Raw genomic sequence first — 26,141 nt, 5'->3', positions numbered from 1 at the left:
GATGAGGACACCGCTGACTGTCACCTTCGCCATTCTTGGCTTTTCGGTATCTGCCATCGCCCAAACCGCGGCCCCCAAGCCAGCCGCTGTGCCCAAGGCCGCTAGCAAACCGCATAAGCAGCAGCCGGCGGGCCCGACGGGTTGTAAGCTCGTAGCAACGGTAAAAGGGACCAAGCTTTGGGCCGGCGATTGTGCGGCACCATCAGAGCTCAGGGGTCCCGCACCTGCCGCCGAACCCACCGAGCCGATGCCAGCTCCCGAAGCGCAAGCAAACAATGATGTTGGCCGCGCTGCAGATCGACCTAGGTGACTTGCAGCTTCCCCATTGGCTCATGATTGCGGGCGGCGTGCTCGTGGGCGTAGGCACAATCGGCGCGCTGGTTTCTGGTCGGCGGCAAGATGCTGCGCCACCTGAATCGGATCGAGGAAAAACGATCGCATTGCAAAAGCGGGAGCCCAATTCATAAATCCGACTGGGGGATCCGCTTGCGCGCCTTGAGTTTGTTAGTTCCAAATTCGGAACTAGCGAAATGATTCGCGACTTGTGGCATAATGTGTTAGGAAATTCTTACCGGGGCTGGCTCTATATTTCACTTAGATCTTTTTCACCCGGATTTTTTTGTGACGAAGCGCGGGCCGCAGTCTGCATCTAGGCTGCGGCCTCATTATTCAACGGCATTTTTTGGGAATGAGTCTGATGTCGATAGAGCATTGCTTGATCGTCCATGCAGCGGGAAGACAATTGGATTTGCTGCGAGGAGAAGCTTCGCGTCTTGTAAAAGGAAGCAAGCTCGGTTGGTCAACCGACCGCGCTGATGTTGGCACCCGTTTTTGCTTTGAAGATGCAGAGGTGAAAAAAGCATTCGCCATCGTCTGCGATAATTTCGGCGTCTTTAGCAAAGAGGCCTAGCACCGATGACCAAAAACCCGCCGGCCTCAACAGCCAGCCGGTTCTCTCAATGCCCATGCGATACCGCGGTACTCGTAACCAATTCGCGATGGCCTATCGTAACCGGTATCGGTTGATGCCGGTTACCGCCCGACGCCGGTGGGGTCATGAGGCGTTGCCAGTCTCGTTTTTGGGTCCTGCCGCGGCACCAGAGAGGGCGCGAGACCGACGTATACATCAGGCGTGATCTCCTTCATTCGTTTCTTCGTTTCCTCGTCTATGAATTTCGAATCCAGACCATCCACGAAGGCATGTAGATCGGCGAGCGTGATCTTCGCGCCGCGCGACAACGATTTGAGCGCATCGTAAGCGTTCGGATAGCCTTTGCTGCGCAGAATAGTCTGATATGCTTCGGTCAGCACCTCCGGGTGGTCGAGGAGAGCCTGGCGGATCTTGCCGGCATCTGGTGAGACCTTTTTCATGCCGGTGCGCAGATTTTCATACCCGACAACGCAGTGCCCGAAGATCGTGCCGAACATGCGCGCGACCGTTGTGTCGGACAGGTCGCGTTGCAGGCGCGAAACCGGAAGTTTTCGACAGCAGCCTTCCATGAGCCAGTTGGCGATCTGGAGATTACCTTCCGCGTTCTCGAAATTGATCGGATTGACCTTGTGCGGCATCGCGGACGAGCCGACTTCGCCTGAGACGGCCTTCTGCACGATCCATTCGTCGCTGATGTAGCGCCACATGTCCTGCGCGACGTCCACCAGGATGGTGTTGATGCGCATGATAACCGCAAAGAGCTCCGCGTAGGTATCATGCGGCTCGATTTGCGTGGTGAGTGGATTGAACGTGAACGAGATATGCGCTCCCTTGCGCAAGTATGTGCCGTCCTCGACAAAAGCCTGCGCGAATTGCGGCCAATCGACGCCAGGAAGCGCGGCGTGCATTGCGGCATAGTTGCCGGAGGCGCCATTGAGCTTGAGGGCGACCTTGAGCGTGGCCATCTGTTGCATCTGCCGACGCAGGCGCTCTCGGAACACTGCGAACTCCTTACCGAGCGTTGTCGGCGTTGCCGGCTGGCCGTGCGTACGCGAAAGCATGGGCATTTGACCAAACTGCGTTGCCCAGTCACGCAACCAATCGGCAATGGACCGCAGCGGCTCTATGAGCGCGTCGACGGCATCTCGCAGCATCAACCCATAGGCGATATTATTGACGTCTTCGGACGTGCAACCGAAGTGGATCCACTCCACGTGGCCGCCGAGGCCGATCTGATTGAATTTCCATCGTAACCAGAGTTCGCACGACTTCAGATCGTGGTTTGTGGCCGGGATGCCGTTCCAGCCGCTAGTCTCGAGCTGTTTGATCGAGGCAGCATCGTCGTGCGCGAAGGCATGGATAATGCTTTCGAGCGCCTCGACATCAGCCTGACCGAGCTGCAAGGGAATGCCATCGTGCTGACCGAGCGCCAAGAAGTAGCGCACCATGACGTCGATACGGTATTTGATCAGGCCGAATTCGCTCATGATCGGGCGGAGCGGCTTTGTGTAGCGCTCGTACCGGCCGTCGACGGGCGAGATATTCATCAGAGCATCACACATCGCTTTTTGTCCGTCGCTTGCTGTGCAGGTTGGTTGCCGATTATCATGCAGCATCTCGGGCGACTAGGCCGGCAGCCCATCAAGCACCGGGACCGGGCTGGGAGCCTCGATTAGGTCTTCCGATTGACGGCTCGGCGAGTCGGCTCGACGGCCGCCGAAAGCCAGGTTTTGGGCTTGGGCGCGATCGGACGGTGCGAGAGGTCGCAAAACCTCCGGTGCCGCCCCGTCTGGGACGGGCTCGGCCACCCTTCTCCGGACGCGCAATCCCGCGCGCGAGCAAGATCGACGACTTGATCGCGCGACGTCTGGACCGGCCTCACCCTCGGCGGAGGGACGGATTCCACACGGAAATCCGGAGGGCCGTGGCGCCGAGGAGCTAAAACTACACGTTTTCAATGTTTTAGGTCGTCGACAGTGGGGCAAAATTTACGACCCGCCCGTTGAGGCTTTCCGCGAATGGCCTCATATTGGGGGATGATGGAAGAAGCGTTCGCAAACTTGACCGCAGCGGTGACGACGATAAACACGCCTTTGCCGACGGGCATCGACGAGCGCACCTTGCTGGCTTGTCTCAGGGGCGAAATCTCCGACGAGCGATGGCGTGTGCACGTCCAAGCTCTCTTCGACGAGGTTGACGTTTCCGTGCTCCATAATCTCGTAATCGATCGCCTGGTCACCTTCCAAGAACTATCAAACGCGATCGACGCGTGGCACCTTTTGAGCTCCGACAATGAAAGATGGATCCGGCAAATGGCGAGCTTCTCGGTGGGAAGACCTGATGCAGAAGGCGCTGGTCGCTCTCGACAGCCTTGAGCGCGGCGCCGGGCTTTGGACGTTCGGCGGCGGCACCGCCTTGGCCCAGGTGCTCGATCATCGCATCTCCTACGACGTCGATATCTTCCTGGATTCGAGCACCGTCCTGAAGCTGCTCGCGCCCAACATAAATCCGGCGACGAAGGCGCTTTGCGATACGTGGCAGTGGCCGGGAAAGTACCTCAAGCTCATCCTGCGCGGCGTTGGCGAGATCGATTTTATGAACGCCCCGTCTTACACTGATGATCCGACCTACCAACTGAAGTTCGGTGGCCGGAGCATCTCTGCGGAGCGAGCCGCGGAAATCGCGACGAAGAAGCTCGTCTATCGTGCGGCGACGTACACCGCGCGCGACGCCTTCGACCTCGCCGCAATCCAGCTCTTCGAGCCATCTGCGCTTGGAGAGGTCGCACGATGCCCCGCGATAACGGACCACATTATCCTCTCTGCGCTGAACCGATTGAATCTCGCGAAGGGGCAATACCAAGCCGACATGCGAAACCTGATAAACGCCACACCCAGAGGTGAAGAATTCATCGACCGGGCGTGCGACGTCGCACTGGAGGCGCTCGCGGAGATCCGCAAGCGCATTCCGCAGAACGAGCCCGAGCCCGGCAGCCGCATGAAGCCGTGAGCCATAGCTCTGCGGAGGCCGCGTCGTGAGACGCCCGCGGACACTGCAAGAGGTAGCCGCTGACAGTTCGCGGGCAAAAGGATTCGAGTATGCGATAAGCGAGTTTCTCGGCGTTTTCTACTTGGACCATCCTCTCAAGGACAAGCAGTAAGGCGCATCGAGGCGCGGGCTTCAGGGCCTGGCCCGCGAGGATCGAAGTCATGGCGAGGGCGCGCCCGAGCTCCTCTTGCAGGGCCTTGCGGTTGCTTCCGGAGAGCGGCGTCGCGTCTTACTTGGGGCCATAACCGTCCGTCGGCTACGGCGTGTCGTAGGATCGCCCGCAGCCATCCTCCTCATGGCGTCCGGTTTGCTGTCTGCATGCGTTGTCCAGCAGGCGCTGCCCATCGTCCCGCCCGATTGCGTCCGGACCGTACAGGCGGGCCGCGTCGACCTTCTGGATCTCGAGGGCGCGGCCGCACCGGCGGCAGCCGACCCGAGCAAATGTTCGGGGAATCTGTCTCAGCCGCAGCAGGCGTCCGGATGGACTAGGGCCGGGGCGGCTGCGGCGGGCCCAAAGCATCGACCTGAAGCCCACCTCCCGAACTTGGAGCGCTAGATGAATCAGAACTTGGCACAAGAAGTTGAATCAACAAAGCTTCGCCGGAGGGCGGTGAGGCATTGGAAGACCTCGGGAAATGCCTAGGTTGTCAGCCACTGCCGGTCGATTAATCAACTGGATATACGAGTTGGATTCGGCCTTGTCTTCAGGACGAGGAGGGAGGTCTTGTGAAGTATGTCATCGCGTTATCCGGCCCCGTTGCTGTCGGCAAATCCGCGCTCGCAGGGGAATTCGAAAGGCGTTTCGGCGCATACAGGATCTCGACACGTACCCTACTCATCGAGGCGGGAACCAAGAACGAGCGCTCGGAACTCATCGAAGCCGGCAAACGTCTGGATGTGCAGACTGGGGGCACGTGGGTTCGTGACGGCGTCGTTGACCATCTCCGTGTGCACGGCGAGAAGGAGATCGTCCTGATCGATTCCGTCAGGACCGCCGACCAGATCGGGCACTTGCGGGATACGTTCGGCGAGAAGTTCGTGCACATCCATGTGACCGCGCCCTACGACGTGATCAAGAAACAATACGATGACCGCGGCTCGGTCGCCGACACCGGCATGGAATACGATCAAGTCAAGGCCGACAGCACCGAAAGCGGGGTCTGGCTTCTCGATCGGGTCGCCGATCGCGTGGTGGAGAATTGGAGGTGCAAGCCGCCTTCATTGCTCGCGCGCGCCGTCGTCGGCATGGGTCTCTTTCCCGCGGTGGCCGAACCGCTGGTGGACGTGATCATCAGCGGCCAGTATGGCAGCGAGGGCAAAGGGCACGTTTGCGCACACATAGCTAAGGGGTACGGCGTTCTGGTGCGCGTGGGAGGCCCAAATGCTGGCCATCAAGTGGCTTTCCCGCCTTACAACTACCGGCAGCTCCCGTCTGGCACGCGGTCCAACGACACCGCCAAGATCCTGATCGCGGCGGGCTCTACGATTCTCCCCGAGAGGATCTTGAAGGAGATTAAGGACTGCGGGTTGACCCCTGAGCGGCTCGTGATTGACGAGCAGGCCATGGTGATCGAGGACTGGGACAGGCAATTTGAGGGGCAAGAGGGCGGCTTGGGATCGATCGGTTCGACCAAGCAGGGCGCCGGTGCCGCGCTCGCCCGCAAGATCCTCAATCGCAGCGACAAGCCGATGCTCGGACCGAGTGTGCGGCTTGCAAAGCACCATCCTGATTTGATCCCCTATGTGAAGCCTGTGCAGCGCGAGCTGGAGACCGCTTATGCGAACGGCACGCGGATCATGATCGAGGGTACGCAGGGAACGGGTCTGAGCCTGCATCACGGCAGTTACCCGCATGTGACGGCACGAGAGACGACCGCATCCGGTTGTCTGGCCGATGCCGGAGTTGCCCCCACTCGGGTGCGAAGGATCGTCATGGTGGCTAGGAGATACCCGATCCGCGTCGGCGGCGCCTCGGGCCCGATGGACATCGTTATCGACTTCGACAAGATCGCCGAGCGGTCCGGTATCCCGGCCGCGGAGCTGAAGGAAAAGGAAATCGGATCTGTGTCGGGCAATCCCAGGCGGGTAGCCGAATTCGATTGGGAGCAGCTCAGACGCTCGGCCGTCCTGAACGGCGCGACCGATATCGCCCTGTCTTTCTCCGACTACATCAACGTCGAGAACCGCCTGGCGCGGCGTTTCGACCAGCTTACCGACGAAACCAAGCTTTTCATCGCAGAGGTAGAGCGCGTCGCCAATGCGCCGGTTTCGCTGATCTCCACGCGCTTCGAGCGCTTTGGCGTCATCGACCGGAGGAATTGGCGTTGAAGGAAGAGGATCTACTCCGGCAGTACCCTCGGTTGTGGCACATGGCCGAGAACGGTAGTTGGGATTCGATCCGCAAGCACGGGTTGCTGTCGACGACCTCGCTGCTCGATCTCTACAAATACAAGGGAAAGGCTAGGCACGATCTTGAGTCCGCCCGCCGTCCGGAATCCGTTCTCATCGCGGCCGATGGCTTGCCTCATGCGGTCGTGCGAGATCAGAAGCCGATGACCGCCTCTGCGCTCGAAAAGTGCCTGACCGACGGCACGACGCCGGAGCAATGGTTCGAGACACTCAATGCGCGCGTCTTCTTCTGGCTCTCGCGCGATAGGCTGAGAGGGCTGCTCGGTGCACGGGCCTATCGAGGGCGGCCGCAGACCGTGTTGACCCTCGACACCAAGAGCCTAGTCGAGGCGAACCGCGATCGCATCAGGCTCAGTCCGATCAATAGCGGCGCCACGATCTACAGGCCGGCTCCGCGCGGAGTCGATACATTTCTTCCGATCGCCGATTACCCATTCGACCAGTGGCGCAAGAAACGAAGGGCCAGCAACGCAGTCGTCGAGCTTACGGTGCTCGACGGCGTTCAGGACATCACCGACCACGCGATAGCGGTGCATTCGGTCCACAACGGCCAGCCGACCGAGCTTTGGCGCAAGAAAGGAACGGCTGCGGACGACGGGCCGTAGTCAGTGGCCCGCGACCCCTGCGCTCTCGATGCGAGCCGGGCGCCGCGCCTTCCTCAACAGGTCGGCGAAGTGGCTCGTCAATCCGATTTCGCCTTCGATGCTGACGCCGACGTCTCCCGGTAGTCCATCCAGGAAGCCCCGCAGCGCTTCAAGGCCGCGCGATACCTGGAAAACTTCCCATCGCCGTGCCTCGCCCGGCACAATCGTCGAGGCGGCGCTGTCGGTCGCGCCTTTGTGCAACTGCACGATCCAGGCTCTCGACCCGTCATGGACCCACTCGAAGCGAACAGGGCCCAGAGACGCCTTCGCGAGATCGTAGAGAGCCCCGACATCCTTCATTACTGAAGTCGGGATGCTCTCCGGCATCTTCCGGCCTAGCATAAAGTGATCGCCTTCACCGGCCGTACCCTCGATGACCAATTTGCCGGTTGCATCCGTGATGGCTGCGCCCGAATGGGTCGCCGGAATGGCGGCCTGGCAAAGGATCGCGGGGATCTGCGTGCCTTGCGGATCTTCGATCGCCAATAGCTTGAACGGATCAGCCCATCCTTTGACGGTCGTGTATCGGCCTGGCTCCTGTTCCCGCGGGCAAGTACGCGTCCAGACCTCGCGGGACGCCGTATCCTGACCGAACGTGAACGGCGCGACCCGCCTGGAGAAGCAGGTCGTGCGAGGGACCGGCAGGCCGATCGCGTGCGCGACCAGGAGACCGAATGTCTTGTCGCCGATATGCTGGCTGAACCGGTTCGGCCACTTCATGGCAGGCTGCGCCGGCGCTGACTCCGTGGCCTCGTACTCCCACATCAGGGTATGTGACCGACGCCAGCCGCGGGGCTTCGGATGAATACTGAACTCCAGACGTCCCCGATCGGCCGCGACCGTTTCCGGCTCGAAGCCAAAAACCATGCGGATAATGGACCTCGCGAGATCGGACGGCATGGATGCCGTGCCCTCTTTCTCGACGCAACGAGGTGTGTCGTCGGGAGCGAACTCCGCAACCCCGCCTTGGATGACGCCCGACACGCCGCCGTCGGAGACGTCGACCGTCTCGTTCGCAATGACGAACAAGCCCTCCGCGGACATCTTCCTCAGCAAGGATTCCGCTTCATCGACGTTTCCGAGGCCGTAGTGGAAGTTCCTGCTCCTGGGACTTTCCGGCGTGAAGCTTCGGAGATTGATCGTACCTTCGGGGCTGTGTTCCGCGAGGCTGGAGAGGCCCTCACGTACCGTTACGAAGCGGTGGTTGGGCTCATAGCCGGCGATCCGGCAAAACTGCTGACTGGGTGTCTTTCCGCCCGGCGAGTAGCTCACGAATTGGGCGACGTTGCCGATCCTCGCGAGTTCGTCGAGCGATTGGTCTTTCCTGAGCGACATATGCAAGACCTCGTCGCGAGAACGATACAGAACGAACTAACGCGGGTGCTACAGGTGCGACCCGATCACGTCCAGACGGGGAAGCGGTTTTCAACGCATTTCACCGGGCCGATCTAAGGGGATTGACTCTCGATCGCAGGACGAACAGAGCCTCAAAACGCTCCAGCCACGCGCGCTTTGCCTCCTGTGGGGAAAGGTTGCGCACAGTCACGGGGGCCGGGACGACGTCCAGTCCTCGTAGCCACTCATCGGTTCCCCTCGGCATGATCTGGCGCTGCTCGGCGGCGAGCACGCGAAGGTCGGCCTGCTTTACTTCGCGCGGCATCGGAGCGTGAAGCCCGAAGCGGGAGAAGATCGCCCGCTCGACTTCGCCCTCGATGCGCTTGTAGTCGGGCAACATCTGCTTCAGCGGTCGAGTGATGTCGCCGAGGAATGCCTCGGCAGCGTCGTGCATCAAGGCTTCGAACTCGAAGCCAGCGGCCACATCACTGACGAGGAGGCTGTGCTCAGCCACCGAGTAAAAGTCCCTGCATTGTCCGGAATACCGGCAGATGTGAGCGAGTCCATGAGCGATGTCTTCGACCGTGAATGGGCTAGCGTGAGGCGCAGCGAAGTCAAACCATGCCCCGCTCTGGAGCATGATCGATGGTCCGACATCTATCCTGACCGCAATCACTGTGTTCGCCTCCCAACGCATCAGCCCCTCCGAATATATGCCGACATGCGATCCTTGTTCCATCGGCGCGTGCAGGATACGTGCCTTTGAATAAGGTTGCAAAATCGAATGCCCCTATATATGCAAATTTGCATGAAATTGGCAAGCGAATCGAAGCGAGCGCTGGTGGACGAAATCCGCGAACAGATGAAAGCGCGTCAGCTTTCTGCGTCTGACCTGGCGGCAATAAGTGGGGTAAACCAAGGTCAGGTCAGCAGGATTCTCGCTCAGGATTTCAGGGCGGTTAGTCACAATGTCTTGCAAATTTGCATAAATCTTGGAATTGACCCCTTGCGTTTCGTCGGTCGTGTTCACGCAGATGAGGATGCCAAGAAGCGTATTGTCGATAGCGCATTGTCCGTGTGGGACGGCACGGCGGAAGACGCGGATCTGCTCGTAGCCGTACTCGGCGGCATGGCTGCCCTACGTAGCGCTAAGCGAAGGTGAGAGGCAGGCTTCAAGCCGCTCTAACGTACTGGGATTTCGGATTCCAACTCCGACGACCACGGGCACCAGAAAGACTTCGGTAGAAAACTGCCGCCGACCTCATCGAGGTGTTCCTCCACATAGGTCACGTTTGCGTCGCAGACCTCGATTTGCATCTCGAAGAGCCGGGCGCTCTCGGGAACGAGATGGAACGACCATGAAGGATTGTAGGATACCCTGTGCTGGTCGATGACACCTGAGACATGCCGCTTGCGATTGGCCGGGTCGGCTAGCGTCGCCCGGAATTCGTCGATCGAAGCTTTCCCGTGCACCTCAAACACGAAGTGCTTCAACTCTTGCTTTGGCGACATTTGCCGAAAGCTAAAGCGGGCGACTTCTGGAGCCTGTTGAGCATCGGCCGTCGGCCAAGCCGCGGCGAACCACAGAAGGAGACATCCGATAGATATACGATGACGCATATCAAGCCCTCTCCCAATCTATCCGCTCCCACCCAAGCTTTTGAGCTCAAGGAGAGAGATCGCTTATGCGTTCCGCGCCGGCCACTAGGGAAACACCTAGGTCTCACGATAAAACCCGCATCATCGCTTCCGACAGGTTTGAAGATAAGTTGAGCGGTGCCTTAGGGATTCTCCCAGTACACCACACCTGCGCGATTTGCTCGGATGCAGCTTCATCGGAGCGACACCGCATGATCGAAGCGTTTTCCGTTGCGACGGCGCATCATTTTCACGATGCTTTGGCTTCCCAGGCTCGGCTGAGATACGACGTCTTCGTCAGGAGAAGGAAGTTGGACCACTCGTCCTGGTGCGGACTCGAATTCGACGAATTCGACACGCCGGCGGCCACCTACCTGGTTTGGCGGGATCAGGAGCGGGTCGTACGGGGATTGGCTCGGCTCCTTCGAACGACGGGGCCGTACATGCTCCGTAGCTATTGGCCGCATCTGGTCGAAAATGGCGAGCTTCCTGCATCCCCGAAAATCTTCGAAGTCACTCGCGTGTGCGTCGACAAGAGCGTTGATCCGATTATCCGGCAGACAATCTTCCCGGAATTACTCTGCGCCATTCAGGAGTTCCTGCAGCTCGATCAAGGCGTCGGCATGATTGGGGTAACACGCGAGCATCTGTTGGCGCACTTCGTCAGGTCGGGAATCAAATGGTTAGGCCAACCCCATCGAATCGAAGGCGAGATGGAGCGCGCATTTTTTGTCCCAACCCAAAGCATTCGTCCGGTATGGCACTGCGGAAAGCTCGAAATTGGCAACAGCGTACTGGCCTTTGGCCCCGAGACGATGCCGGAAAGGACTGCAGCATGAGTGTGACTTGTTGCGAGCCCTGCAAGGACGACACGGCACGAAACATGGCTGATGCACTTACGTACCTCGGACGGGTCGCGCGCGACGCCGGATATCACGCGATTGTCGCGGATATTTTGGAGATCCGAGACAAGATGAACTGCATAGCAAGCGCCGAAGAAGCGGATCGGGCCAAGGAGGCGAGCGCATGATGCCAAAAGCACAGTTTGCCGGACCCGATCATCTCGACTTCTTCGCGGATCACGAATCGAATGTGCGCTCGTACTGCCGACGCCTACCGGCCCTTCTTTCCTCTGCTCGGGGTGCCATCATCTTGGACGCGAACGGCAACGACTATGTCGATCTCCTGTCGGCCTGTGGATCGCTAAACTATGGACATAACCACCCGCACCTTCGGTCCGCGGCGGTAGACTATCTGTTGTCGGACGGACTCGCAGCAAGCCTAGACTTTCACACCGAAGCCAAGCTTCACTTCATGTCGAAGCTTGAGGCGAAAGTTCTCGCTCCGCGCCGATTGCGCTACGTCATGCAGTTTCCTGGCCCGACCGGAACCAATTGCGTTGAGGCCGCCATGAAGCTCGCGCGCAAAGTCACGGGTAGGTCGAACGTCGTCAGCTTCACAAATGCATTTCACGGCGTATCAATGGGATCGCTGGCCGCGACCGGCTCGTCTTCGTGCAGGACGTCTGCGAGGGGACTTCTCGGCGGGGTGACGAGATTGCCTTACGATGGTTATTTCGGCGCGGGTCTCGATGACCTCGAACGGTTTGAGCGCATGGCGGTCGATCCTTCGGGTGGAATTGAGCCCGTTGCTGCCATTATTGTCGAGACGGTCCAAGGAGAGGGCGGCTTGAACGTCGCCTCAATCGAGTGGCTGAAAGGTCTAGCCGGTGTGGCGAACCGCCTCGGGGCTCTCCTGATCGTCGACGAGATACAAACCGGCTGCGGTCGCACGGGCCCATTCTTTAGCTTTGAGCGTGCCGGCATTCAGCCGGATATCGTGTGTCTGGCAAAGTCGATCAGCGGCTATGGCTTTCCCATGTCCTTGCTCCTGCTGCGGCCGGAGCATGACGTATGGTCGCCCGGCGAGCACAACGGGACGTTTCGCGGAAACTCGCTCGCCTTCGTGACGGCTGCGGCGGCTCTGGATCTTTGGACGGACGACTTCATTGACGGGCTCGAGGTGCGATCTCGGATACTGGCGGATTGGTGTCTTACGATGTCCGCCCGGCATCACAGCCATCTCTCTGGAACGGGGATCGGCATGATGCAGGGCCTACGGTTTTCAAACCCGACCAGCGCCGCGCTGGTAGCGGATCGTGCGGCCCGGGAGCGCATTGTCATCGAGTGCTGCGGATCGAACGACGAAGTTCTCAAGATCATGGCGCCGCTCAATATCGACCTCGATCTGTTCTCCTCGGTTTTGGCACGCCTTGCGCAAATAATCGATTCGATACTCGGAAAGGACGAAGCTGTCATCCGGCTAGAGCGAGATGATGCCGTTCTTGATCCCCATGATCACTGCTGTGATGCGATTGCTCGCTCCGAGCTTCTTCATCGTGTTGCCGATGTGGAATTCAACAGTCTTCTGTGAGATGTCTAGAATCTCGCCGATCTCCCAGTTGGTCTTACCTTCCTTGCACCACTTGAGGCATTCGATTTCCTGGCTGGTTAGGACGATCGCATCCGTTCGCCGCCGGTCGATCAACTCGCAGTACTTGAGCCAGTACTGCACGCTGACCATATACACGTAGACAGACCTGTCGGCGTTCGGCGCCCCTTTCTCGCGGAAGCTGAGACTGATCAGGTCTGTCTCGCGGGCGGGTCCGCGCATGGGAATGGTGATGCCGGAGTGGACGCCCAACTCCCGACACTCTTCGAAAAACGTCCGCTGCGATTTTCTGACCCGGTTTGGGATGCATGCGTCGGACCAACGGAACGGACCCCGCGCCGTCTGTACGTGCTGCACGACTGGGTCGATCTTGTCCCATTGCATCGATCGGTAAGTGTCGAGATAGCCAGGCGGAAATTCGCTCCAAGGGATCGAAATGAGACGCTTATGCTGCGCTCTCGCGAACACCGCGTTCTCATAGCCAACATCGCGCATCGTCGCGAGAAACAGATTCTTCAGCTCGAGGTCGCTGTTGGCTTCCTGAGTTCTCTCGATAAACTCTTCTACGGTCGCAATCATGGTGCTCCCCAGCTCCACTCGACTAGCCAGCGTCTTTCAAAAACTCCCTTATGTGCCGGTTGAACTTGGCCGGTACTTGCCAATGCGGCGCGTGACCTGCGTCGAGCAACACGGGTCGTCCCTTCCAAATATTCCGATATCTCAGCCCCTCGACGTAATCGATTTTCAAGAATGGATCCGCGGCGCCCTGGAGGATCGCTAGTGGGCGATCATCGGCGCCTACCGTGTCGACCTCGTCCGCTCCCACGCCGGCCATGCCGTTTCGCACCATCCAGTACCTCGCGTTGCCGTCCGTGCCTTCGGCGGCTCGCAGATGACCTGTTGAGACCCGATTGGTCCCCATCATCGCGCGGACGTAACGTTGACAGTCTTCGGAGGAGAACCTCCGGCGTCCGGCCAGGGCTGTCGAAGGTGTCCACCGGAAGCCTGCCCCAACGCCCTCGGGATTCAGCCGGACGGGCGGGGTACCCGTAAGAGCAAGCGACCGCACCTCGCGGTACCGCGCGAGCATCTCGAGCCCGATGTGGCCGCCAAGCGACCAGCCGATCACGTGGTACGATCGATAGCCAAGTCTGGTCATGAGGCCATGAAGCACGGCTGCATAGCCCGGGAAGCTGTAGGTCTTTCGTGGGGTGCGTGACCAGTCTGATTGCCCATGGCCGGGCAGATCGGGCGCCACAACACCGAAGCCGGCGCTCTGCAGCGATCGAAATTGGCCTGCAAAGACCTCCTTCGAGGAAGAATTGCCGTGGATCAGCAGAACTCCAACGGAGCTCGGAGCGCTCTCCAAGACCCCCAACCGCAGCCCTTCTATCGCGCGCCTACGTGAGAGCATGGATGGCCACCAAGCGAAATGAGGCCCCCGTTAGCGCAGGAGAGGCGACAATGTTTTTCAAAATAAAACTCACACAACTTTTAACGACATCAATCCAAGTACATGCTCATTGATGCACCAACGGTTTTACCGGTCAATAGGATTAATGGTTGCGCCGCAATGGATGGTTCAAAGTTCGGTGCGTGTCGTCAAAGATCGGACCCGTGTTCGCCGAAGATGACCTTCACCAACAGCTTTGCGGTGCCCTACAGCGGGCGATCGGAGATGTTCTGTGCAAGGTCACAATTCACCCACGGTATCGTTGCCGCTGATGGCTAGGATAAGCATCCTATCGCAAACTCGAGAGATGGGGCCGCCAACAGCGCGCCAATGTGAGGAAGCATCTGTAGCGTGCGCGTCGGTCGAGGAACTTGCTTGACCGCTCCCAAGGTATTGGCGAGTTACCCTGACGGGTTTGCCGCGAACGCCTCCTTTGGCTCTGGTCTCGCTCAAGCTCTCGGCCACTAGCAGGTCAAACTTTTTGTCGACACCGGCCCCCAAGCGTTCGGCAATCTCGACGCTCATGAGATGCGGCAGGTCTCGGCCGCCGTGCGGCTTCGATCCGTTCCGCAAGGAAATGTAAAGTTCCGCCGCGGAAGCCACTTGGGAAAGGGGCTCGTCTTTCGCCGATTGCCATCACTGCCCCGATCTCGGGTGCCGCTACTGGACCGCTCTCGTCGCTGCGCTCGGTCCCGCGTGCCCCTTCGTTCGCTGTGCCACGCTCTCGCCGCCCGTCATCTTGCGTTGAGGGGTGTTGACGCATGCCCGGTCGGGACTACGGCCCTATGCGCGGCTTCTAGCTCGCTACTACCCTCGCGCCGCAAGCTCGCGCGATGCACAAAACACGCGCGTTTTCGCGATTGCCCGCCGGATTTAAGCATTACGAGGCCTCACACGAGAGCGTATCGCCATCGCCGACCGATCGTATCCGCGCAACACGCGGTACTTAGCTGGCATGCTCAACCAGGCCATCTAGGGAAGATCCGTATCAAGGCGATCGGGATCGGCACATCTGATTGTTCGTGTTCATCCCAGACCGGCGATTGTATGCTCTCGCTCCGTCGTTCCGTGAACGACTTCGTCGGCCTGCAGCGCTAATTCAGCCAAAGACTGTTTGAACGGCTGCAATCCTACGTCATTGCGACCCGGAATCCCCTGTGCTGGAACTGGAAATCAGGCGACGTCGTAATCTGGGACAATCGCGCGACTGAGCCGTAGCCGTATCCCGTGAGTAAATCAATCACCCCTCAGTGGACGATGGATCAGCTTGCGATTGACGCTCGCGTACCGCACGTGAAAGAACCAAAATCAAGGGCGGCGAAGGCTGCCTAACATTATTCACATCTCCCGGGTCACTCAGGCGCCTGGAGACCCACGTCCAAGTTGCGGCCTGCAATGTCGAGCGGAGCCGCCCGTCATATGCACTAGAAGTCAACTAACGGGCGCGGCTGCCACCTGCTAGGCTTCTTCCCGGCCCAACAGCATTGATCTTCAGGCATTGTCTCTGCTCGGCGGTCAAACCGATGACGTTCCATTTTTATGATCTGATGCATCCGTTGGCTCTCGCTCCCGAGCAGCTCCTTTCATAGCGACGGGATAATCAGACCTAACATCGCTCACACCAGACATATTCGCCACCTGGCGCGACGTCCGATGGCCGTGATTCACATTGCGGCGCGCCTGCGGAAAATCCCTCTTGCGATCGTGCCGGCGTCTTGACTGTCCATTGACAAGCCATCAATCGAGCCTTTTTAGAGACCCTAAATTGCGCCTGCAAGCGCATCGCAACTCCCATATTCGGCCAGCTGAAAGGTCCCATCCTCGAGCCGCATACTAGCTTGATCCTCCGACCTCCAGCTCTGGAGTACGGATCTGCTCCCGTGCCCATGCGCAGCACGAGAGCAAGTCCCTCCATGCACTTGAGGAAGTCTTTCAGTTGGGGCCATTGCGATTACCCGAACCCCCAGCCGCCAAACCGACCAAAGCTCTAAAGGACTATTCCCAAGCCTCGGTTTCAAGCGACCGTCGGTGAGATTACGCGAGCGCGCAAGCGTTCAATTCGAGGATGCTCGGCCTTATAACAAGCCGCTCCTCCGAGGGAGCGCTAAAGGGGAACCTTGGTACATCGGCTGGAGAAGGATATTGGAAGCGTCGGCTGTAAGCACGTCGGCCGTTCCGGGTCGATTCGCCGAGGCGTTAACCGAAACGTGGTTCACTCAATAATCACGCCTTGTTTCGGCCGAGCCGTGCCGGCTTGCGCCCTCTAGACATCGGCTCAGGGGGCATTGCACCTTTAGCCGGCTCTATGAATAGTTCGGACAAGTGAACGCCCAGGGTCTTTGCAATGCGTTCCAGGAGATCAATAGTCGGGTTCTCTTTCTTCTGCTCGATGCGCCCCATATGCGAGCGGTCGATCCCGGCATCGTAGGCCAATCGGTCTTGCGGAATGCCGCGCTCTACGCGGATCCGGCGCACATTCCAGGCCACAAGCGCACGAGCGTTCATGCGCAGAGGCAGCCATTCCCAAGGTTATGAAACCACTGGTTATAGCCAGGGTATTACGATAAGCTCGCACCAGCTTCGGCTGTTCTCCCCTATTGCTTCGAGGAATCAGTAACGGTGAATGCAGACGCAGCTAGTGGGTGCCCGTACTTCTCGTTGATCATCATAAGCCTTCTCGTGGGGCAATAGCTTGCCATTGGCAGCAGAGAAGAAATCGCCCTCAGACCTGCGGCGTTTTCGCGAAAGACCGCGGCTATATAGGATGAATGTTCAACTGAAGGTCGAAACGGAAACGAATATTCTCCAGCAGGCCGGTTCTGGTTATTGCCGTTCACGAGTGCGACCGGGCCCCTCACCACGGACCACCAGGCCGTCCACCAGGGAACAGCAAGGGCAACCTAGTTGCGGGGCGCATGTGCGATCGCTTCCGGTATGGACTGTGACGAAAAGCGAAAGCGTGGGGCCAACAGACCAATGTGAGCCGATATGCGATTGCCGTCTGGGCGCGAAAAGGAGATTGGCGTGCGACCATTGGGTAGGTACCAAAGCGACCAAGAATTCGTTATCGTTGCTCCGATTTCGGTAGATTTTTCAGCTGGGTAGGAGTTTTAAGCAGTGCCGGCAGAGCCGAAGATCGCAGAATTGGCGCCCAGCGTCGACGAGCTCACGTCCTATGACAGGGAGCACGCTGTTGCCTACATGCGACTTCTTGATGCCGACGCTGCGAAGGCAGATTGGCGTGAAATTGCGCGCATCGTGCTTGGGCTTGATCCGACCGCCGAACCGGATCGAGCGCGACGCACGTTCGAAAGTCATCTGACACGGGCCAAGTGGGTAGCGGGCAAGGGCTATCGTGATCTGTTACGTAGCGGCTAGCCAAAACAATGATCGGCGCGAATGCCGCAATCGCAAAAGTTGATTGTTCCATCGATTAGTTGCGTGGGAGACGCGCGCACGTAAGCAAGCAGCCGGAAACCGCCACAATCATCGGCTGCATTTCGCCGCGTCTGAAGATTGTGCGGGAAAGGTGCTATGGCGGATACTGACTGGAGATCTGAGGAAGCGTACAGCGGCCTGAAGACGGCAGATGCTGCCGACCTGGCCTGGGAGTGGCTGCGCCGGGATCACGACTACCAACAGGATTATAAGCGGTTATCTCGCCGCGAACGTTCAAGCGCGGCGGCGGGCGAGTTCCGACGCAAGTGGGGGCTCTCGTTTTCCTGCTGATCCGCAAAAGACTTTCGACAAGCAAGCAGTCTTTTGGGCACCTGAGGTGCTGCCGACCGTACTGGCTGTGCGGGCGGCCAACCGCATTGCGCCCAAAACTTATTCGCTTGATTTCAACAATCTGCCGGGCGGCGAGCTTCGCCGTGCGCCGGATGGATGGCATGCGATCGTTCCGCTCGGGGGCACGCAGCATCGCCTTTGTCTAGGGAAGCTTCCGGCGAGCGGATATGCTGTCGTCGTTGATCTGCCGCTCGATGCCGGTTTCGAGCTTCGCCTGAGGGCCGCTCGTCGATTTTGGCTTGCCCTTGAGCGTCGAGCGCTCGGACGTTCGCCACTTGCTTTGCCTGCTTTGAAGCGGCGTCGGCTGATCCTGGCGTTACGCGCAGTGGATGGATGGCAGGAAGGAAATAGCTATCGCCAAATTGCGCAAGGACTGTTTGGAAGTCATCGTATTGCCGAGCGCGCCTGGAAAACAGACGATTTGCGCAGCCGAACCATTCGACTTGTTAAGCTGGGGCAGCGCCTCATGCGCCTACGCTGGCGAGCATTGCTCGACAAACGCAGGGGCAGGGATGACAAGTAGTGGCACGACAAATGGCCTACCTTCGGTGCTGCCAGCCAACTCTTCTGCTGCCGGGCAGGATGGTGAATAGGATAAAGTCTTTGCGCTCCGATACCTCATTATGCCGTCTTGAATGCTGCAACAGAGGGACACTATCTCCGCAGGCTTTAGCAACTGGCGGCCGCGAATTCGGCAAATCCTTGTCAACAGTCGCGCAGCTGGATCATGCTTGAACAGTTTCTTCAGTTGAGCGCGCCCGACCTGAACATTGGTCTCCTCCTGCAGCGGATTGAGGAACCACTAGACCTCAGGCAGCCTGCGCAGGTGCTACCTTCTTGCAAAGACGAGCCAGCCATCGGCAAAAAGAACGCGCGATCTCGGGGTGCGCGCTGCGGTCTACGGCATAGGCGCGATATCGCATGCCACTTGGAGTGCGGGTGCCGGGGATGATTTGCAAAGCGCCCCCTTTGACAAGATCTCCGACGATGATTTCCGGCGCGACAAGAAGGCATTTTCCGGTCATGACAGCCGCCAGAGCAAGATAGTTGTGATCATACCGGGCGCCCACTCGTATATCGTTCGAAGACAGATTCATGGCTCTCAGCCATGTCGGCAGAATGTCGGGGCGGGATGTGATGTTCAGTATCGGGGTTGTGCGAACAATCGAGAGCTCTCTGCCTCCGACCAGATGTGGCGGGCCGACGCACACGAGCTCCTCTTTGTAAATCTCCCAACTGTCGGCGGGTTCGATGACGGAAAGATCCCGTGTAATCAAAATATCGAAATCATCCGAAGATGTCGGATGCGCCAGCGAGCTGATGATGTCCACGATAACGCCACCCGCTTCAGAAGAGAAAGCCTGCAGATTTGGAATAAGGATAGAGAAAGCAAAGGTTGATAATGACGTGCGGACCACGATCCGGTTCGTTCCTGCGCCGGCACGGCGTCGCATTCTCTTCGCGGTGAAGCTGACGGTTTCGAGCGGTTCAGACACTGCGTTTGCGAACAGCCTTCCGAACTCGGTCAGATCGCTGCGCCGTCCACGCCGCTCGATGAGGTCAGCGCCCAGATAATCCCGCAGTACAGCCAAATAACGGCTGACCGAACTTTGCGTTGTTCCCAAAGTGGTGGCCGCTCGCGTGACGCTGCCTTCGCGGGCAACGGTCACAAACGCGCGGATGGCATTTAGAGGAACTTCATCGTCTTGAGCCGCCATTGTCTGCTCCGGCGCCAGAATCAAAGTCCATCACAATATTCGATGCCCATGGCCGGATCGCTGCGTATCAGTGTCCGCCACGCATAAAATCCTCGTGTGAGCGCAACACCCGCGCCGGGAGCGCGCGACATCAGTGTCGCAGATCGTGTTTGTCGGGGACTTAAGTCTTTTTGCCGCGTTTGGGCTTCGGCTTGCGGCCTTTAGGTAACGTTGCAGGTGGCGGGGCGCCCTTGGATGGCCGAAGAAACAGTTCGCAGACAGGTACACCGAGCGTCTCGGCAAGGCGATCAAGAAGATCGACTGTCGGGTTCGCTTCTTGGCGTTCAAGTCCGCTCATGTAGGAGCGATCAACTCCTGCATCGTAAGCCAATTGCTCCTGCGGAATACCGCGCTGGACGCGGATCCGGCGCAGATTGTAAGCCACAAGCGCACGAGCTCTCATGCGCGAAGGCAGCCATTTCGACGGTCATCAAACCACTGGCTATAACCTACATAAAAGAATCAGCGGACTGGAAGGCCTGGGTGCCACCGTATCGTTTTCCCGGGGGCGCTACTGGCGCGGCCCGCATAAGCGCCGGTATGTCGTCGTCTTTTGATCGCGGCGGCACAGGTTTTCCGAGCGCTGGCAGAAAGCTCACCCGAACTGGTGCTCGGCGGCGGTTTCGATTCCGCAGCCAAACTCGCGCGAACGGGCTCGAGGCAAGCAAAGATGCTGACTGAGCGAGGCGGTGCTCCTCCATTCATCGAAATGGAGTTGCAGCTCCGATGAAATGAGTCGGCGCAGATTATCGCGATCGCAGCTACAGCCGTTCGGCCACCTTGAGAGTGCTTTTATCCCTGGATCGGCGCAGACAGCGCGTTTCAGGGACCCTAGCCCCGTTCGTGCCGGTCGAGATTGGATCGTCTGTGCCGCCGCGGGAGGTGGCCGAAGCGCCATTGACGACGACATCGGGGCGTCGACGGAAGAGCCAAGGCACCATCGAGATTGATCTTGGTACGGGCACCGCATCCGGGTCGATAGGCCGCTACGTCGTGTTCTCGATGCTTTGGTCCGCCGATGATCCCGGTTCCGACGGGCGCGCGAGTGTGGCTCGCGACAGGCTACACGGACATGCGCCGAGGCTTTCCGTCGCTAGCATCTCAAGTGCAGGAGGTGCTGCGCAAAGACCCGCTCAGCGGCCACTTGTTCGTCTTCCGGGGGCGCCGAAGCGACCTTGAAGGTGATCTAGCACGATGACCCAGGAGCATGCCTATTCACGGCCTCTGTCAACTGTTTTGAACACAGCTTCCCGATCGCCCGTTTTGGGACGTGGGTATTTGACGCATACGATCCGCATGGGTGAGGACGCCGAGTGTTCTCGACGGTCGCTCAGACTCCTATGCGGGGATTGGTTACCCCATGATGGCGGTGCGCCGGAGGGCTGCTTCGCTCTGGCCTCGGACCTTGGCGTTTCCGCTGTCCAAAATGAATTCGAGGATTCCCTCTACCGCGCTCGGCGTCCTCGCTGATGCGGATCGTAGGATGCGTCGTCGATTACGTGCCTAGCGGGACGCGCTGGCCGATGGACCAGATAAAGCCGAGCAGCTCCCGCACAACTGCAGCGGTAGCGACGACTGCGCGTTTTCCGCGCGCGGTAAGCTTCCGATAGGTCTTGTGGAAACGTAGCTGCGCTTTCCAGGCCAGAGCAGCGATATCTTGTGAAACTAGGTACGGTAAGGCCGCCCGGCATCACCAAGGCGGGCAGTTCGATCGCGCGGGACGTGCTGTGTGAAGCTGCCTGGAGCTATCGTACCACGCCGAAGGTCGGGCAATGGATGAAAGAGCGTTGCCAACCGCCGCTGCTGTGCTCGCCTGTGGCGAGGCCGAAGTAGGCAACGAGCTGACGCGGATGAGCGAACCGGGAGAAGTCTCCTACCTCGGCGAGTATCGTAGCGGCGACGATCGGACCGACGCCCTTCAATGCTTGCAGAGCCTGCATCTGTTTGGCCCACGGGGAGCTCGCGAGTAGTTCGCGCATTTCCTCCTCTACTCCAGCCTTGCGAGCCTCGTCATGCTCCAGTGCGTTGAGATAGGTCTGGAATGCAATCTCTTGCGCCGGATGGGCGAACGTCCTGTTGCAGAGCCAAATCCGGACTCCAAGCCTTACCCTCGAAGCGTAAGTCGCAACGGAGCATGAACGCCTGAATGCGAATGCGATCTCGGCGGACATCCTGACCAGCTGCGTGCCGCGCCCGTACCAGGTCGGGTAGTGCCTCATGACGCGCGTCCGGCACCCAGACATAGGTGAGCTCACCGGCCCGATGCAGACGAGCCAAAATGATGGCGTCGCGCCGATCATTCTTGATCCGCTCGCCCGACTTGCGTGGCGTCAACGAGGGCGCGCACACTCTGCAGATCATCCCCATTGTCGAGAGTTGACGTTGAACGTTGTAGCCGCATGATCCAGCCTCGTAGACGAACTCGACGACACCATGTCGGCGCGCCAGACTCCGAGCGAGTTTGCCGATTGCCGTCAGATTGTTCTTGATCGTGCCGACATGCGGAACCTCGTCCGCTCGCCCAACGTCCGCTACCGCGACAGAAATTGTCTGCTTGTGTACGTCGAGACCAACGAAGGCACAAACCGATTGCATGGCATTTTCTCCTTCTTTGCCGGGTGCAATCCCAGCGACGCCCCAGATGCGATCACGGGCAGGAAAAGGCCATGTGATCTGGCCAGCAGTTGCGGGCGAGCTGTGACGATCTCCGCCGCACAGATGGGCTACCTGTTGTCCGGAATCGATTGGCGCAACCCTCAAGAAGCCCGGCGTCCGACGCGGGTCGGATAGCCGTTTTAGTTTAAATCTGCCGCTTGATCTGATTCAATGGCTTCATAATATCGAATCCGGACGACCTTCCGTCGGACCTTTTGTCAGTGCCCTGGCAGCGCTGAAAGCCGAGCGTGAGGCCCGGCTGAGAGCCGAGGCGATGGCTGCCAGTGCGTAGGCGGAGCTGTCGGATAACGCGGTGCTGAGTTGAGTTGCGGATCGAGAAACTCAAGCGCGAATCGTACGGCCAGCGCTCCGAGCGCACGGCGCGCGGCGGATCAAACAATTGGAATTGGAGCTTGAAGAACTCGCCACCACCGCGAGCGAGGATGAGCTTGCCGCGCGGGCCGCCGCGGCGAAAACCCAGAGCGAGCGCGCCTTCGCGCGCAAGCGGCCGGTACGCAGGGTACGCACACGACGAGGACCGCCTGATTGACGCATGCGCGCGGGCACGGCGAGCTCTATGATGGCGTTGCGTGAAGGTCAGGCAGCCTGCTGATCGGCGGCCTTGTCGGTTTGGCGCAGGAGCTTCCATTCCCAGGGCAGCAGTTCGTGCAGGCGCGAGGTGGGAAGATCGGCGACACGGGCGAGGACATCGGCGAGCCAGGCCTTGGGATCGACGTCGTTGAGGCGGCAGGTCGTGATCATTGTCAGCATGATGGCGGCACGGTCGGCGCCACGCTGGCTGCCAGCGAAGGTCCAGTTGCGCCGCCCCGGGCGATGCCTCTCAATGCGCGTTCAGCGCAATTGGTTTTCAGCGCTCAAGCCCGGTGGAGAGGACCGGTCGTCCGGATTAGTCTGTCCAAGCCGGGATAGGGGCGCTGGAGCACGAAACGGTGGCAGGGCGCCATGACCGTGAGCTGTGAGCTCGCTTTGTTACTTGGCCGCCCCTACGACTTGCCCGGCTGCGCTGCGAGCGCGGATCCGTAGATGTCGTGCAAGCCACTGGCTCCTGAGACAAAGGAGAACCAAGCATGCAAATCGTCGGCATGGACATCCACAGATCCTTCGCCCAGGTGGCGGTCCTGGAGGATGGAACAATAATCCGACAGCTCCGCGTTGATCTCGTCCACGATCGGCTTGTCGGCTTTGCCAAGACACTCCGCCTGGAAGATGAGGTGGTCATCGAGGTAACGGGCAAAAGCGGCGGTCGAACGTATTCTGCGCCGGCACGTTAAGCGCGTCGCGCTGGTGTCGTCCCCATGCAGGCGCTCGGCCGCGAGCACATAGGTGCCCGATCAGCCGGAACAGCGGCATGACGGCGAAGGTCCCGTGGCCGACCTGGTCGACCAGCGTCGACAGCGGCAAATCGATCCTCTCGGCCTTGAAGCGCACGCTCTGGCGGTTGAGCGGGATATGCATCCCGAATTTGTCGAACAGGATCGTCGCCAGCAATTGTGGGCCGATGAAGCCGCGCGGCGTGGCATGGAACGGCGCGGGCGGCTGACTAATCTTCTCGCAATCGCGCCCGGTGAACTTCTCGCGTCCCGTCTCGATGACCTTGAAGCGGCGGGGAATCTCCTCCAGGGTCTTGGTCACATCCTCGCCGACCTTCGCCAGCCGCGATCCACCGCAGCAGGCGCTGTCGTTGGAGCTTCAACGACGACGCGCTCGTGTTCGATATCGTCCGGCCAAGGCTTACGAACCGGCCGCTTACGCGTGAAGGGACGGACGTTCTGCGTCTTCGCTGCCGCCACCTGCGCGGCGAGCTCATCCTCACTCGCGATAGTGACGAGTTCCTCGAGCTCCAACTCCAACTGCTCGAGCAGCCGTGCCGAGCGCTCGGATCGCTGCCCGTGCAGTTCGCGTTTGAGTTTCTCGATCCGCAGCTCAAGATGTGCGATCAGCGCTTCGTTGTCCGACAGCTCCACCCGTGCACTGGCGGCATCCGCGACGGCGACATCGCGCGCGACCTGCAAGGCCTAACGCTCGGCCAGCAGCGCAACGTAGGCGCTCGCAAGGTCCGATGGAAGATCGTCCGGCTTCGATGTCATGAAGCCATTGAATCAGATCAGGCTGCAAACTCAAACCCAAAACACCTATCCGACCCGCGTCGGACGCCGGGTTCTTGCGGGTTGCGCCAATCGATTCCGGACAACAGATAGCTCATCTGTGCCGGCGAGATCGTCACAGCTTCACCGGCAACGGATGGCCATATAAACTTCCTCTCTCCAGTCTCTTGGTGAACAGGCATGCCCCCTGGCCATCGTGCCAGATCACCTTCACAAGATCGCTGCGGCGCCCCCGAAGACGAACAAATGATCACTGAGCGGGTCCTTGTGCAGCACCTCCTGCACCTGGAGTGCCAACGAGGGAAAGCCTCGGCGCATCTCCGTGTAGCCTGTCGCGAGCCACACTCGCGCGCCCGTCGGACTCGGGATCATCGGCGGTCCAAAGCATCGAGAACGCGACGTAGCGCGTCTCCATCAACGTCGCCATCGACCCGGATGCGATGCCCGCGACCAAGATCGATCTCGATGAGCCATGGCTCTTGCGTCGCCGCGCCGTCGTCGTCAACGGCGCTTCGGCCACCTCCTGCGGTGACGCAGAGGGCTCAATCTCGACCGGAACAAACGGAGCTATGCTCGCTTCGCCGTGCCTGCAAAGCTCCTTGCGCCACCTGAACAGCTGGCTCACATGAAGCCCGGCCACGCGAGCTACCTCGGAAACATTGGCGCCGGGCTCGAGCGACGCCGCAACAAGCCGCTCCTTCTCGTCTTGCGACCACCGGCGCCGCCGCTCGACCGATGTGATCACCGCCCTCGAAATCGTCATAGCGCTTCTCCTAGGATGACCCCTAGGACCTGCAGCGATCCCGCCCGTCAAACAAGGCGGCCCTCAATGGAGGGATACTGAGCGCACCGCGCGGCTGATCGAGCAATTGGAGTTGGAACTCGAAGAGCTCGCCACTACGGCGAGCGAGGATGAGCTTGCCGCGCGCACCGTCGCGGCGAAAACCCAGAGCGTACGCGCCTTCACGCGCAAGCGGCCGGTACGCAAGCCCTGGCCGGACGACATCGAACGCGAGCGCGGTTATCGCGGCCCCGAAGAACTGTGCCTGCTGCGGCGAATCGCGTTTAAGTGTTTTGCGCGTCGTTGTTTTGATCTGAGGCCGGCAAACTGGACCATTTTTGGCTAGAGTTGGCGCTGCGTAAATCCCTCGACTGGGAGGAGCGACGACGATGAAGGCCTCGAAATTTTCGGACGCCCAGAAGGCGTTCATTCTCAAGCAGGGCAGCGACGGGGTTGCGGTGGCCGAGATCTGCCGCAAGGCCGGGATCAGCCAGGCGACCTACTTCAATTGGAAGAAGAAGTATGACGGTCTGCTGCCGACCGAGATGCGCCGGCTGAAGCAGCTCGAGGAGGAGAACGGCAAGCTAAAGAAGCTGGTAGCCGATCTGTCGCTCGACAAGGAGATGTTCAGGACGTGATCCGCCGAAAGCTATGAAGCCTGTCGGAAGCGCAAGCTCGTCGATGAGATTTGTGGTGAGTGACAGGTCTCGATCCGCAAGGCTTGTGAGGCCCTCGAGTTCGATCGCTCGAGCTACCACTACAAATCTCGTCGCTCCGGCCAGTCCGCCCTCGAGCTCGGATCAAGGAGATCTGCCATGTTCGCGTTCGCTACGGCTATCGCCGCGTCCACGTCCTGCTCCGCCGCGAGGGATGGCGTCATGGGCAGAACAAGACCCGTCGCATCTATCGCGGATTGGGCCTACAATTGCGCAATAAATCGCCGAAGCGGAGGGTCAAGGCCAAGCTGCGCGATGACCGCAGGCCAGCGACGCGCGCCAACGAGACCTGGGCGATGGACTTTGTTCATGACCAGCTGGCAAATGGTGGCAAGCTCCGGGTGCTCACGATTATCGATATCTTCTTCCGCTTCTCGCCCGCCCTGGAGCCGCGGCTCACTTTCCGCG

At 59.6% G+C, this 26,141-nt stretch carries 26 protein-coding genes and 6 pseudogenes; 15 read left to right on the top strand and 17 right to left on the bottom strand.

Features of this window, described 5'->3' with window-relative positions:
• The first annotated feature begins 697 nt into the window (after positions 1–697).
• Entirely contained in the window at positions 698–910 is a 213-nt protein-coding gene (locus BM222_RS15895; protein WP_092229275.1) for a hypothetical protein, read from the top strand.
• Between the two features lie 122 nt (positions 911–1,032).
• On the opposite strand, the gene purB is transcribed toward BM222_RS15895, so the two are convergent.
• Positions 1,033–2,478 carry an adenylosuccinate lyase gene (gene purB / locus BM222_RS15890; RefSeq protein WP_210188506.1) on the bottom strand — a complete coding sequence of 482 codons (1,446 nt, stop codon included), beginning with the start codon at positions 2,476–2,478 and terminating at the stop codon, positions 1,033–1,035.
• A 471-nt stretch (positions 2,479–2,949) separates the two neighbouring features.
• Here purB and BM222_RS41100 point away from each other — a divergent pair, with 471 nt between their 5' ends.
• Together BM222_RS41100 and BM222_RS15880 are read left to right on the top strand one after the other, a co-directional pair.
• Positions 2,950–3,306: a hypothetical protein gene (locus tag BM222_RS41100; RefSeq protein WP_092229169.1), complete on the top strand. Its 357-nt coding sequence runs from the start codon at positions 2,950–2,952 to the stop codon at positions 3,304–3,306.
• Positions 3,272–3,940, top strand: a complete 669-nt coding sequence (locus BM222_RS15880) for a nucleotidyl transferase AbiEii/AbiGii toxin family protein (protein ID WP_092229168.1) — start codon at positions 3,272–3,274, stop codon at positions 3,938–3,940. Before BM222_RS41100 ends, BM222_RS15880 begins: the two co-directional genes overlap by 35 nt.
• Positions 3,941–4,810: 870 nt before the next feature.
• On the opposite strand, the gene BM222_RS42120 is transcribed toward BM222_RS15880, so the two are convergent.
• Positions 4,811–5,029 (bottom strand): hypothetical protein, encoded by a 219-nt coding sequence (locus BM222_RS42120; RefSeq protein WP_143105971.1) that lies wholly within the window; start codon positions 5,027–5,029, stop codon positions 4,811–4,813.
• On the opposite strand from BM222_RS42120, the gene BM222_RS15870 reads away from it, so the two are divergent.
• Positions 5,030–6,307, top strand: coding sequence for an adenylosuccinate synthetase (locus BM222_RS15870; protein WP_244547145.1), 1,278 nt, complete (start codon positions 5,030–5,032; stop codon positions 6,305–6,307).
• Complete coding sequence (locus BM222_RS15865; protein WP_502690894.1) at positions 6,298–6,993, top strand: DUF7002 family protein; 696 nt, start codon at positions 6,298–6,300, stop codon at positions 6,991–6,993. Before BM222_RS15870 ends, BM222_RS15865 begins: the two co-directional genes overlap by 10 nt.
• Here BM222_RS15865 and BM222_RS15860 read toward each other — a convergent pair whose 3' ends face one another.
• Together BM222_RS15860 and BM222_RS15855 are read right to left on the bottom strand one after the other, a co-directional pair.
• On the bottom strand, positions 6,994–8,367 hold the full coding sequence (locus tag BM222_RS15860; RefSeq protein WP_092229166.1) for a hypothetical protein: 1,374 nt from the start codon (positions 8,365–8,367) through the stop codon (positions 6,994–6,996). It lies immediately after the preceding gene.
• Positions 8,368–8,467: 100 nt separating this feature from the next.
• Positions 8,468–8,881: an HD domain-containing protein gene (locus BM222_RS15855; protein ID WP_244547144.1), complete on the bottom strand. Its 414-nt coding sequence runs from the start codon at positions 8,879–8,881 to the stop codon at positions 8,468–8,470.
• Between the two features lie 294 nt (positions 8,882–9,175).
• Here BM222_RS15855 and BM222_RS15850 point away from each other — a divergent pair, with 294 nt between their 5' ends.
• Entirely contained in the window at positions 9,176–9,529 is a 354-nt protein-coding gene (locus tag BM222_RS15850; protein ID WP_177243248.1) for an XRE family transcriptional regulator, read from the top strand.
• Positions 9,530–9,549: 20 nt separating this feature from the next.
• Here BM222_RS15850 and BM222_RS15845 read toward each other — a convergent pair whose 3' ends face one another.
• Positions 9,550–9,987 carry a BP74-related protein gene (locus BM222_RS15845; protein WP_092229163.1) on the bottom strand — a complete coding sequence of 146 codons (438 nt, stop codon included), beginning with the start codon at positions 9,985–9,987 and terminating at the stop codon, positions 9,550–9,552.
• A 230-nt stretch (positions 9,988–10,217) separates the two neighbouring features.
• Here BM222_RS15845 and BM222_RS15840 point away from each other — a divergent pair, with 230 nt between their 5' ends.
• A complete protein-coding gene (locus tag BM222_RS15840; protein WP_177243247.1) occupies positions 10,218–10,844 on the top strand; it encodes an acyl-homoserine-lactone synthase in 627 nt (208 codons plus the stop codon).
• A 187-nt stretch (positions 10,845–11,031) separates the two neighbouring features.
• Positions 11,032–12,438, top strand: coding sequence for a diaminobutyrate--2-oxoglutarate transaminase (locus BM222_RS15830; protein WP_210188505.1), 1,407 nt, complete (start codon positions 11,032–11,034; stop codon positions 12,436–12,438).
• On the opposite strand, the gene BM222_RS15825 is transcribed toward BM222_RS15830, so the two are convergent.
• From BM222_RS15825 to BM222_RS15805, 3 genes are all read right to left on the bottom strand, one after another.
• Positions 12,328–13,035: a helix-turn-helix transcriptional regulator gene (locus tag BM222_RS15825; protein ID WP_143105970.1), complete on the bottom strand. Its 708-nt coding sequence runs from the start codon at positions 13,033–13,035 to the stop codon at positions 12,328–12,330. The genes BM222_RS15830 and BM222_RS15825 overlap by 111 nt on opposite strands.
• Positions 13,036–13,057: 22 nt before the next feature.
• The gene (locus BM222_RS15820) at positions 13,058–13,870 is read right to left on the bottom strand and encodes an alpha/beta fold hydrolase (RefSeq protein WP_092229159.1); all 813 of its coding nucleotides are present in this window, start codon (positions 13,868–13,870) and stop codon (positions 13,058–13,060) included.
• Between the two features lie 2,262 nt (positions 13,871–16,132).
• Positions 16,133–16,414: a helix-turn-helix domain-containing protein gene (locus tag BM222_RS15805; RefSeq protein WP_092229157.1), complete on the bottom strand. Its 282-nt coding sequence runs from the start codon at positions 16,412–16,414 to the stop codon at positions 16,133–16,135.
• Positions 16,415–17,026: 612 nt separating this feature from the next.
• Between BM222_RS15805 and BM222_RS15800 the strand changes: the two genes are divergently transcribed.
• From BM222_RS15800 to BM222_RS15790, 3 genes are all read left to right on the top strand, one after another.
• Positions 17,027–17,287, top strand: a complete 261-nt coding sequence (locus BM222_RS15800; RefSeq protein ID WP_092229156.1) for a DNA -binding domain-containing protein — start codon at positions 17,027–17,029, stop codon at positions 17,285–17,287.
• A gap of 156 nt (positions 17,288–17,443) precedes the next feature.
• On the top strand, positions 17,444–17,638 hold the full coding sequence (locus BM222_RS42110; RefSeq protein WP_092229155.1) for a transcriptional regulator domain-containing protein: 195 nt from the start codon (positions 17,444–17,446) through the stop codon (positions 17,636–17,638).
• A gap of 46 nt (positions 17,639–17,684) precedes the next feature.
• Positions 17,685–18,221, top strand: a complete 537-nt coding sequence (locus BM222_RS15790; RefSeq protein WP_092229154.1) for a DUF2285 domain-containing protein — start codon at positions 17,685–17,687, stop codon at positions 18,219–18,221.
• Between the two features lie 286 nt (positions 18,222–18,507).
• On the opposite strand, the gene BM222_RS15785 is transcribed toward BM222_RS15790, so the two are convergent.
• Positions 18,508–19,416: a LysR family transcriptional regulator gene (locus BM222_RS15785; RefSeq protein WP_092229153.1), complete on the bottom strand. Its 909-nt coding sequence runs from the start codon at positions 19,414–19,416 to the stop codon at positions 18,508–18,510.
• A 160-nt stretch (positions 19,417–19,576) separates the two neighbouring features.
• Positions 19,577–19,858, bottom strand: coding sequence for a helix-turn-helix domain-containing protein (locus BM222_RS15780; RefSeq protein WP_092229152.1), 282 nt, complete (start codon positions 19,856–19,858; stop codon positions 19,577–19,579).
• A 615-nt stretch (positions 19,859–20,473) separates the two neighbouring features.
• On the opposite strand from BM222_RS15780, the gene tnpB (BM222_RS15775) reads away from it, so the two are divergent.
• Positions 20,474–20,653 (top strand): IS66 family insertion sequence element accessory protein TnpB, encoded by a 180-nt coding sequence (tnpB, locus tag BM222_RS15775; protein WP_349509859.1) that lies wholly within the window; start codon positions 20,474–20,476, stop codon positions 20,651–20,653.
• A gap of 547 nt (positions 20,654–21,200) precedes the next feature.
• Here the strand turns inward: tnpB (BM222_RS15775) and BM222_RS41095 are convergent.
• Both BM222_RS41095 and BM222_RS15765 read right to left on the bottom strand, forming a co-directional pair.
• Positions 21,201–21,434, bottom strand: a complete 234-nt coding sequence (locus BM222_RS41095) for a transposase (RefSeq protein ID WP_177243246.1) — start codon at positions 21,432–21,434, stop codon at positions 21,201–21,203.
• Positions 21,435–21,465: 31 nt separating this feature from the next.
• On the bottom strand, positions 21,466–22,050 hold the full coding sequence (locus tag BM222_RS15765; RefSeq protein WP_092229150.1) for an IS110 family transposase: 585 nt from the start codon (positions 22,048–22,050) through the stop codon (positions 21,466–21,468).
• Positions 22,051–22,289: 239 nt separating this feature from the next.
• On the opposite strand from BM222_RS15765, the pseudogene BM222_RS15760 reads away from it, so the two are divergent.
• Positions 22,290–22,630: pseudogene (locus tag BM222_RS15760) on the top strand (IS66 family transposase); the annotation flags it as partial.
• Between the two features lie 77 nt (positions 22,631–22,707).
• Here the strand turns inward: BM222_RS15760 and BM222_RS15755 are convergent.
• The 5 genes and pseudogenes from BM222_RS15755 to tnpA form a co-directional block, all read right to left on the bottom strand.
• Positions 22,708–22,982: pseudogene (locus tag BM222_RS15755) on the bottom strand (transposase domain-containing protein); the annotation flags it as partial.
• A gap of 132 nt (positions 22,983–23,114) precedes the next feature.
• Positions 23,115–23,297: a hypothetical protein gene (locus BM222_RS41090; protein WP_177243245.1), complete on the bottom strand. Its 183-nt coding sequence runs from the start codon at positions 23,295–23,297 to the stop codon at positions 23,115–23,117.
• A gap of 114 nt (positions 23,298–23,411) precedes the next feature.
• Positions 23,412–24,143: pseudogene (locus tag BM222_RS15745) on the bottom strand (transposase); the annotation flags it as partial.
• A 208-nt stretch (positions 24,144–24,351) separates the two neighbouring features.
• Positions 24,352–24,554 (bottom strand): annotated as a pseudogene (gene tnpB, locus BM222_RS43035) (IS66 family insertion sequence element accessory protein TnpB).
• A complete protein-coding gene (gene tnpA / locus BM222_RS43315; RefSeq protein ID WP_092229149.1) occupies positions 24,487–24,999 on the bottom strand; it encodes an IS66-like element accessory protein TnpA in 513 nt (170 codons plus the stop codon). The pseudogene tnpB (BM222_RS43035) and the gene tnpA overlap by 68 nt, the downstream one beginning before the upstream one ends.
• 76 nt (positions 25,000–25,075) lie before the next feature.
• Between tnpA and BM222_RS15730 the strand changes: the two are divergent.
• Both BM222_RS15730 and BM222_RS15725 read left to right on the top strand, forming a co-directional pair.
• Positions 25,076–25,313: pseudogene (locus tag BM222_RS15730) on the top strand (IS66 family transposase); the annotation flags it as partial.
• 93 nt (positions 25,314–25,406) lie between these two features.
• Positions 25,407–26,141 (top strand): annotated as a pseudogene (locus tag BM222_RS15725) (transposase); the annotation flags it as partial.

Origin of the sequence: Bradyrhizobium sp. Gha (assembly GCF_900113735.1) — a bacterium.
GTDB lineage: Bacteria > Pseudomonadota > Alphaproteobacteria > Rhizobiales > Xanthobacteraceae > Bradyrhizobium.
This window is presented reverse-complemented; position numbering and strand designations above follow the sequence as displayed.

Bases quoted from the DNA above. Each gene is read 5' to 3' on its own strand.
- BM222_RS15895 (WP_092229275.1), top strand. From the start codon at position 698: ATGTCGATAGAGCATTGCTTGATCGTCCATGCAGCGGGAAGACAATTG.
- purB (WP_210188506.1), bottom strand. From the start codon at position 2,478: ATGAATATCTCGCCCGTCGACGGCCGGTACGAGCGCTACACAAAGCCG.
- BM222_RS41100 (WP_092229169.1), top strand. From the start codon at position 2,950: ATGGCCTCATATTGGGGGATGATGGAAGAAGCGTTCGCAAACTTGACC.
- BM222_RS15880 (WP_092229168.1), top strand. From the start codon at position 3,272: ATGCAGAAGGCGCTGGTCGCTCTCGACAGCCTTGAGCGCGGCGCCGGG.
- BM222_RS42120 (WP_143105971.1), bottom strand. From the start codon at position 5,029: ATGGATGTGCACGAACTTCTCGCCGAACGTATCCCGCAAGTGCCCGAT.
- BM222_RS15860 (WP_092229166.1), bottom strand. From the start codon at position 8,367: ATGTCGCTCAGGAAAGACCAATCGCTCGACGAACTCGCGAGGATCGGC.
- BM222_RS15850 (WP_177243248.1), top strand. From the start codon at position 9,176: ATGAAATTGGCAAGCGAATCGAAGCGAGCGCTGGTGGACGAAATCCGC.
- BM222_RS15845 (WP_092229163.1), bottom strand. From the start codon at position 9,987: ATGCGTCATCGTATATCTATCGGATGTCTCCTTCTGTGGTTCGCCGCG.
- BM222_RS15840 (WP_177243247.1), top strand. From the start codon at position 10,218: ATGATCGAAGCGTTTTCCGTTGCGACGGCGCATCATTTTCACGATGCT.
- BM222_RS15830 (WP_210188505.1), top strand. From the start codon at position 11,032: ATGATGCCAAAAGCACAGTTTGCCGGACCCGATCATCTCGACTTCTTC.
- BM222_RS15825 (WP_143105970.1), bottom strand. From the start codon at position 13,035: ATGATTGCGACCGTAGAAGAGTTTATCGAGAGAACTCAGGAAGCCAAC.
- BM222_RS15820 (WP_092229159.1), bottom strand. From the start codon at position 13,870: ATGCTCTCACGTAGGCGCGCGATAGAAGGGCTGCGGTTGGGGGTCTTG.
- BM222_RS15805 (WP_092229157.1), bottom strand. From the start codon at position 16,414: ATGAACGCTCGTGCGCTTGTGGCCTGGAATGTGCGCCGGATCCGCGTA.
- BM222_RS42110 (WP_092229155.1), top strand. From the start codon at position 17,444: ATGGCGGATACTGACTGGAGATCTGAGGAAGCGTACAGCGGCCTGAAG.
- BM222_RS15785 (WP_092229153.1), bottom strand. From the start codon at position 19,416: ATGGCGGCTCAAGACGATGAAGTTCCTCTAAATGCCATCCGCGCGTTT.
- BM222_RS15780 (WP_092229152.1), bottom strand. From the start codon at position 19,858: ATGAGAGCTCGTGCGCTTGTGGCTTACAATCTGCGCCGGATCCGCGTC.
- tnpB (WP_349509859.1), top strand. From the start codon at position 20,474: ATGATCCCGGTTCCGACGGGCGCGCGAGTGTGGCTCGCGACAGGCTAC.
- BM222_RS41095 (WP_177243246.1), bottom strand. From the start codon at position 21,434: ATGCGCGAACTACTCGCGAGCTCCCCGTGGGCCAAACAGATGCAGGCT.
- BM222_RS15765 (WP_092229150.1), bottom strand. From the start codon at position 22,050: ATGCAATCGGTTTGTGCCTTCGTTGGTCTCGACGTACACAAGCAGACA.
- tnpA (WP_092229149.1), bottom strand. From the start codon at position 24,999: ATGACGATTTCGAGGGCGGTGATCACATCGGTCGAGCGGCGGCGCCGG.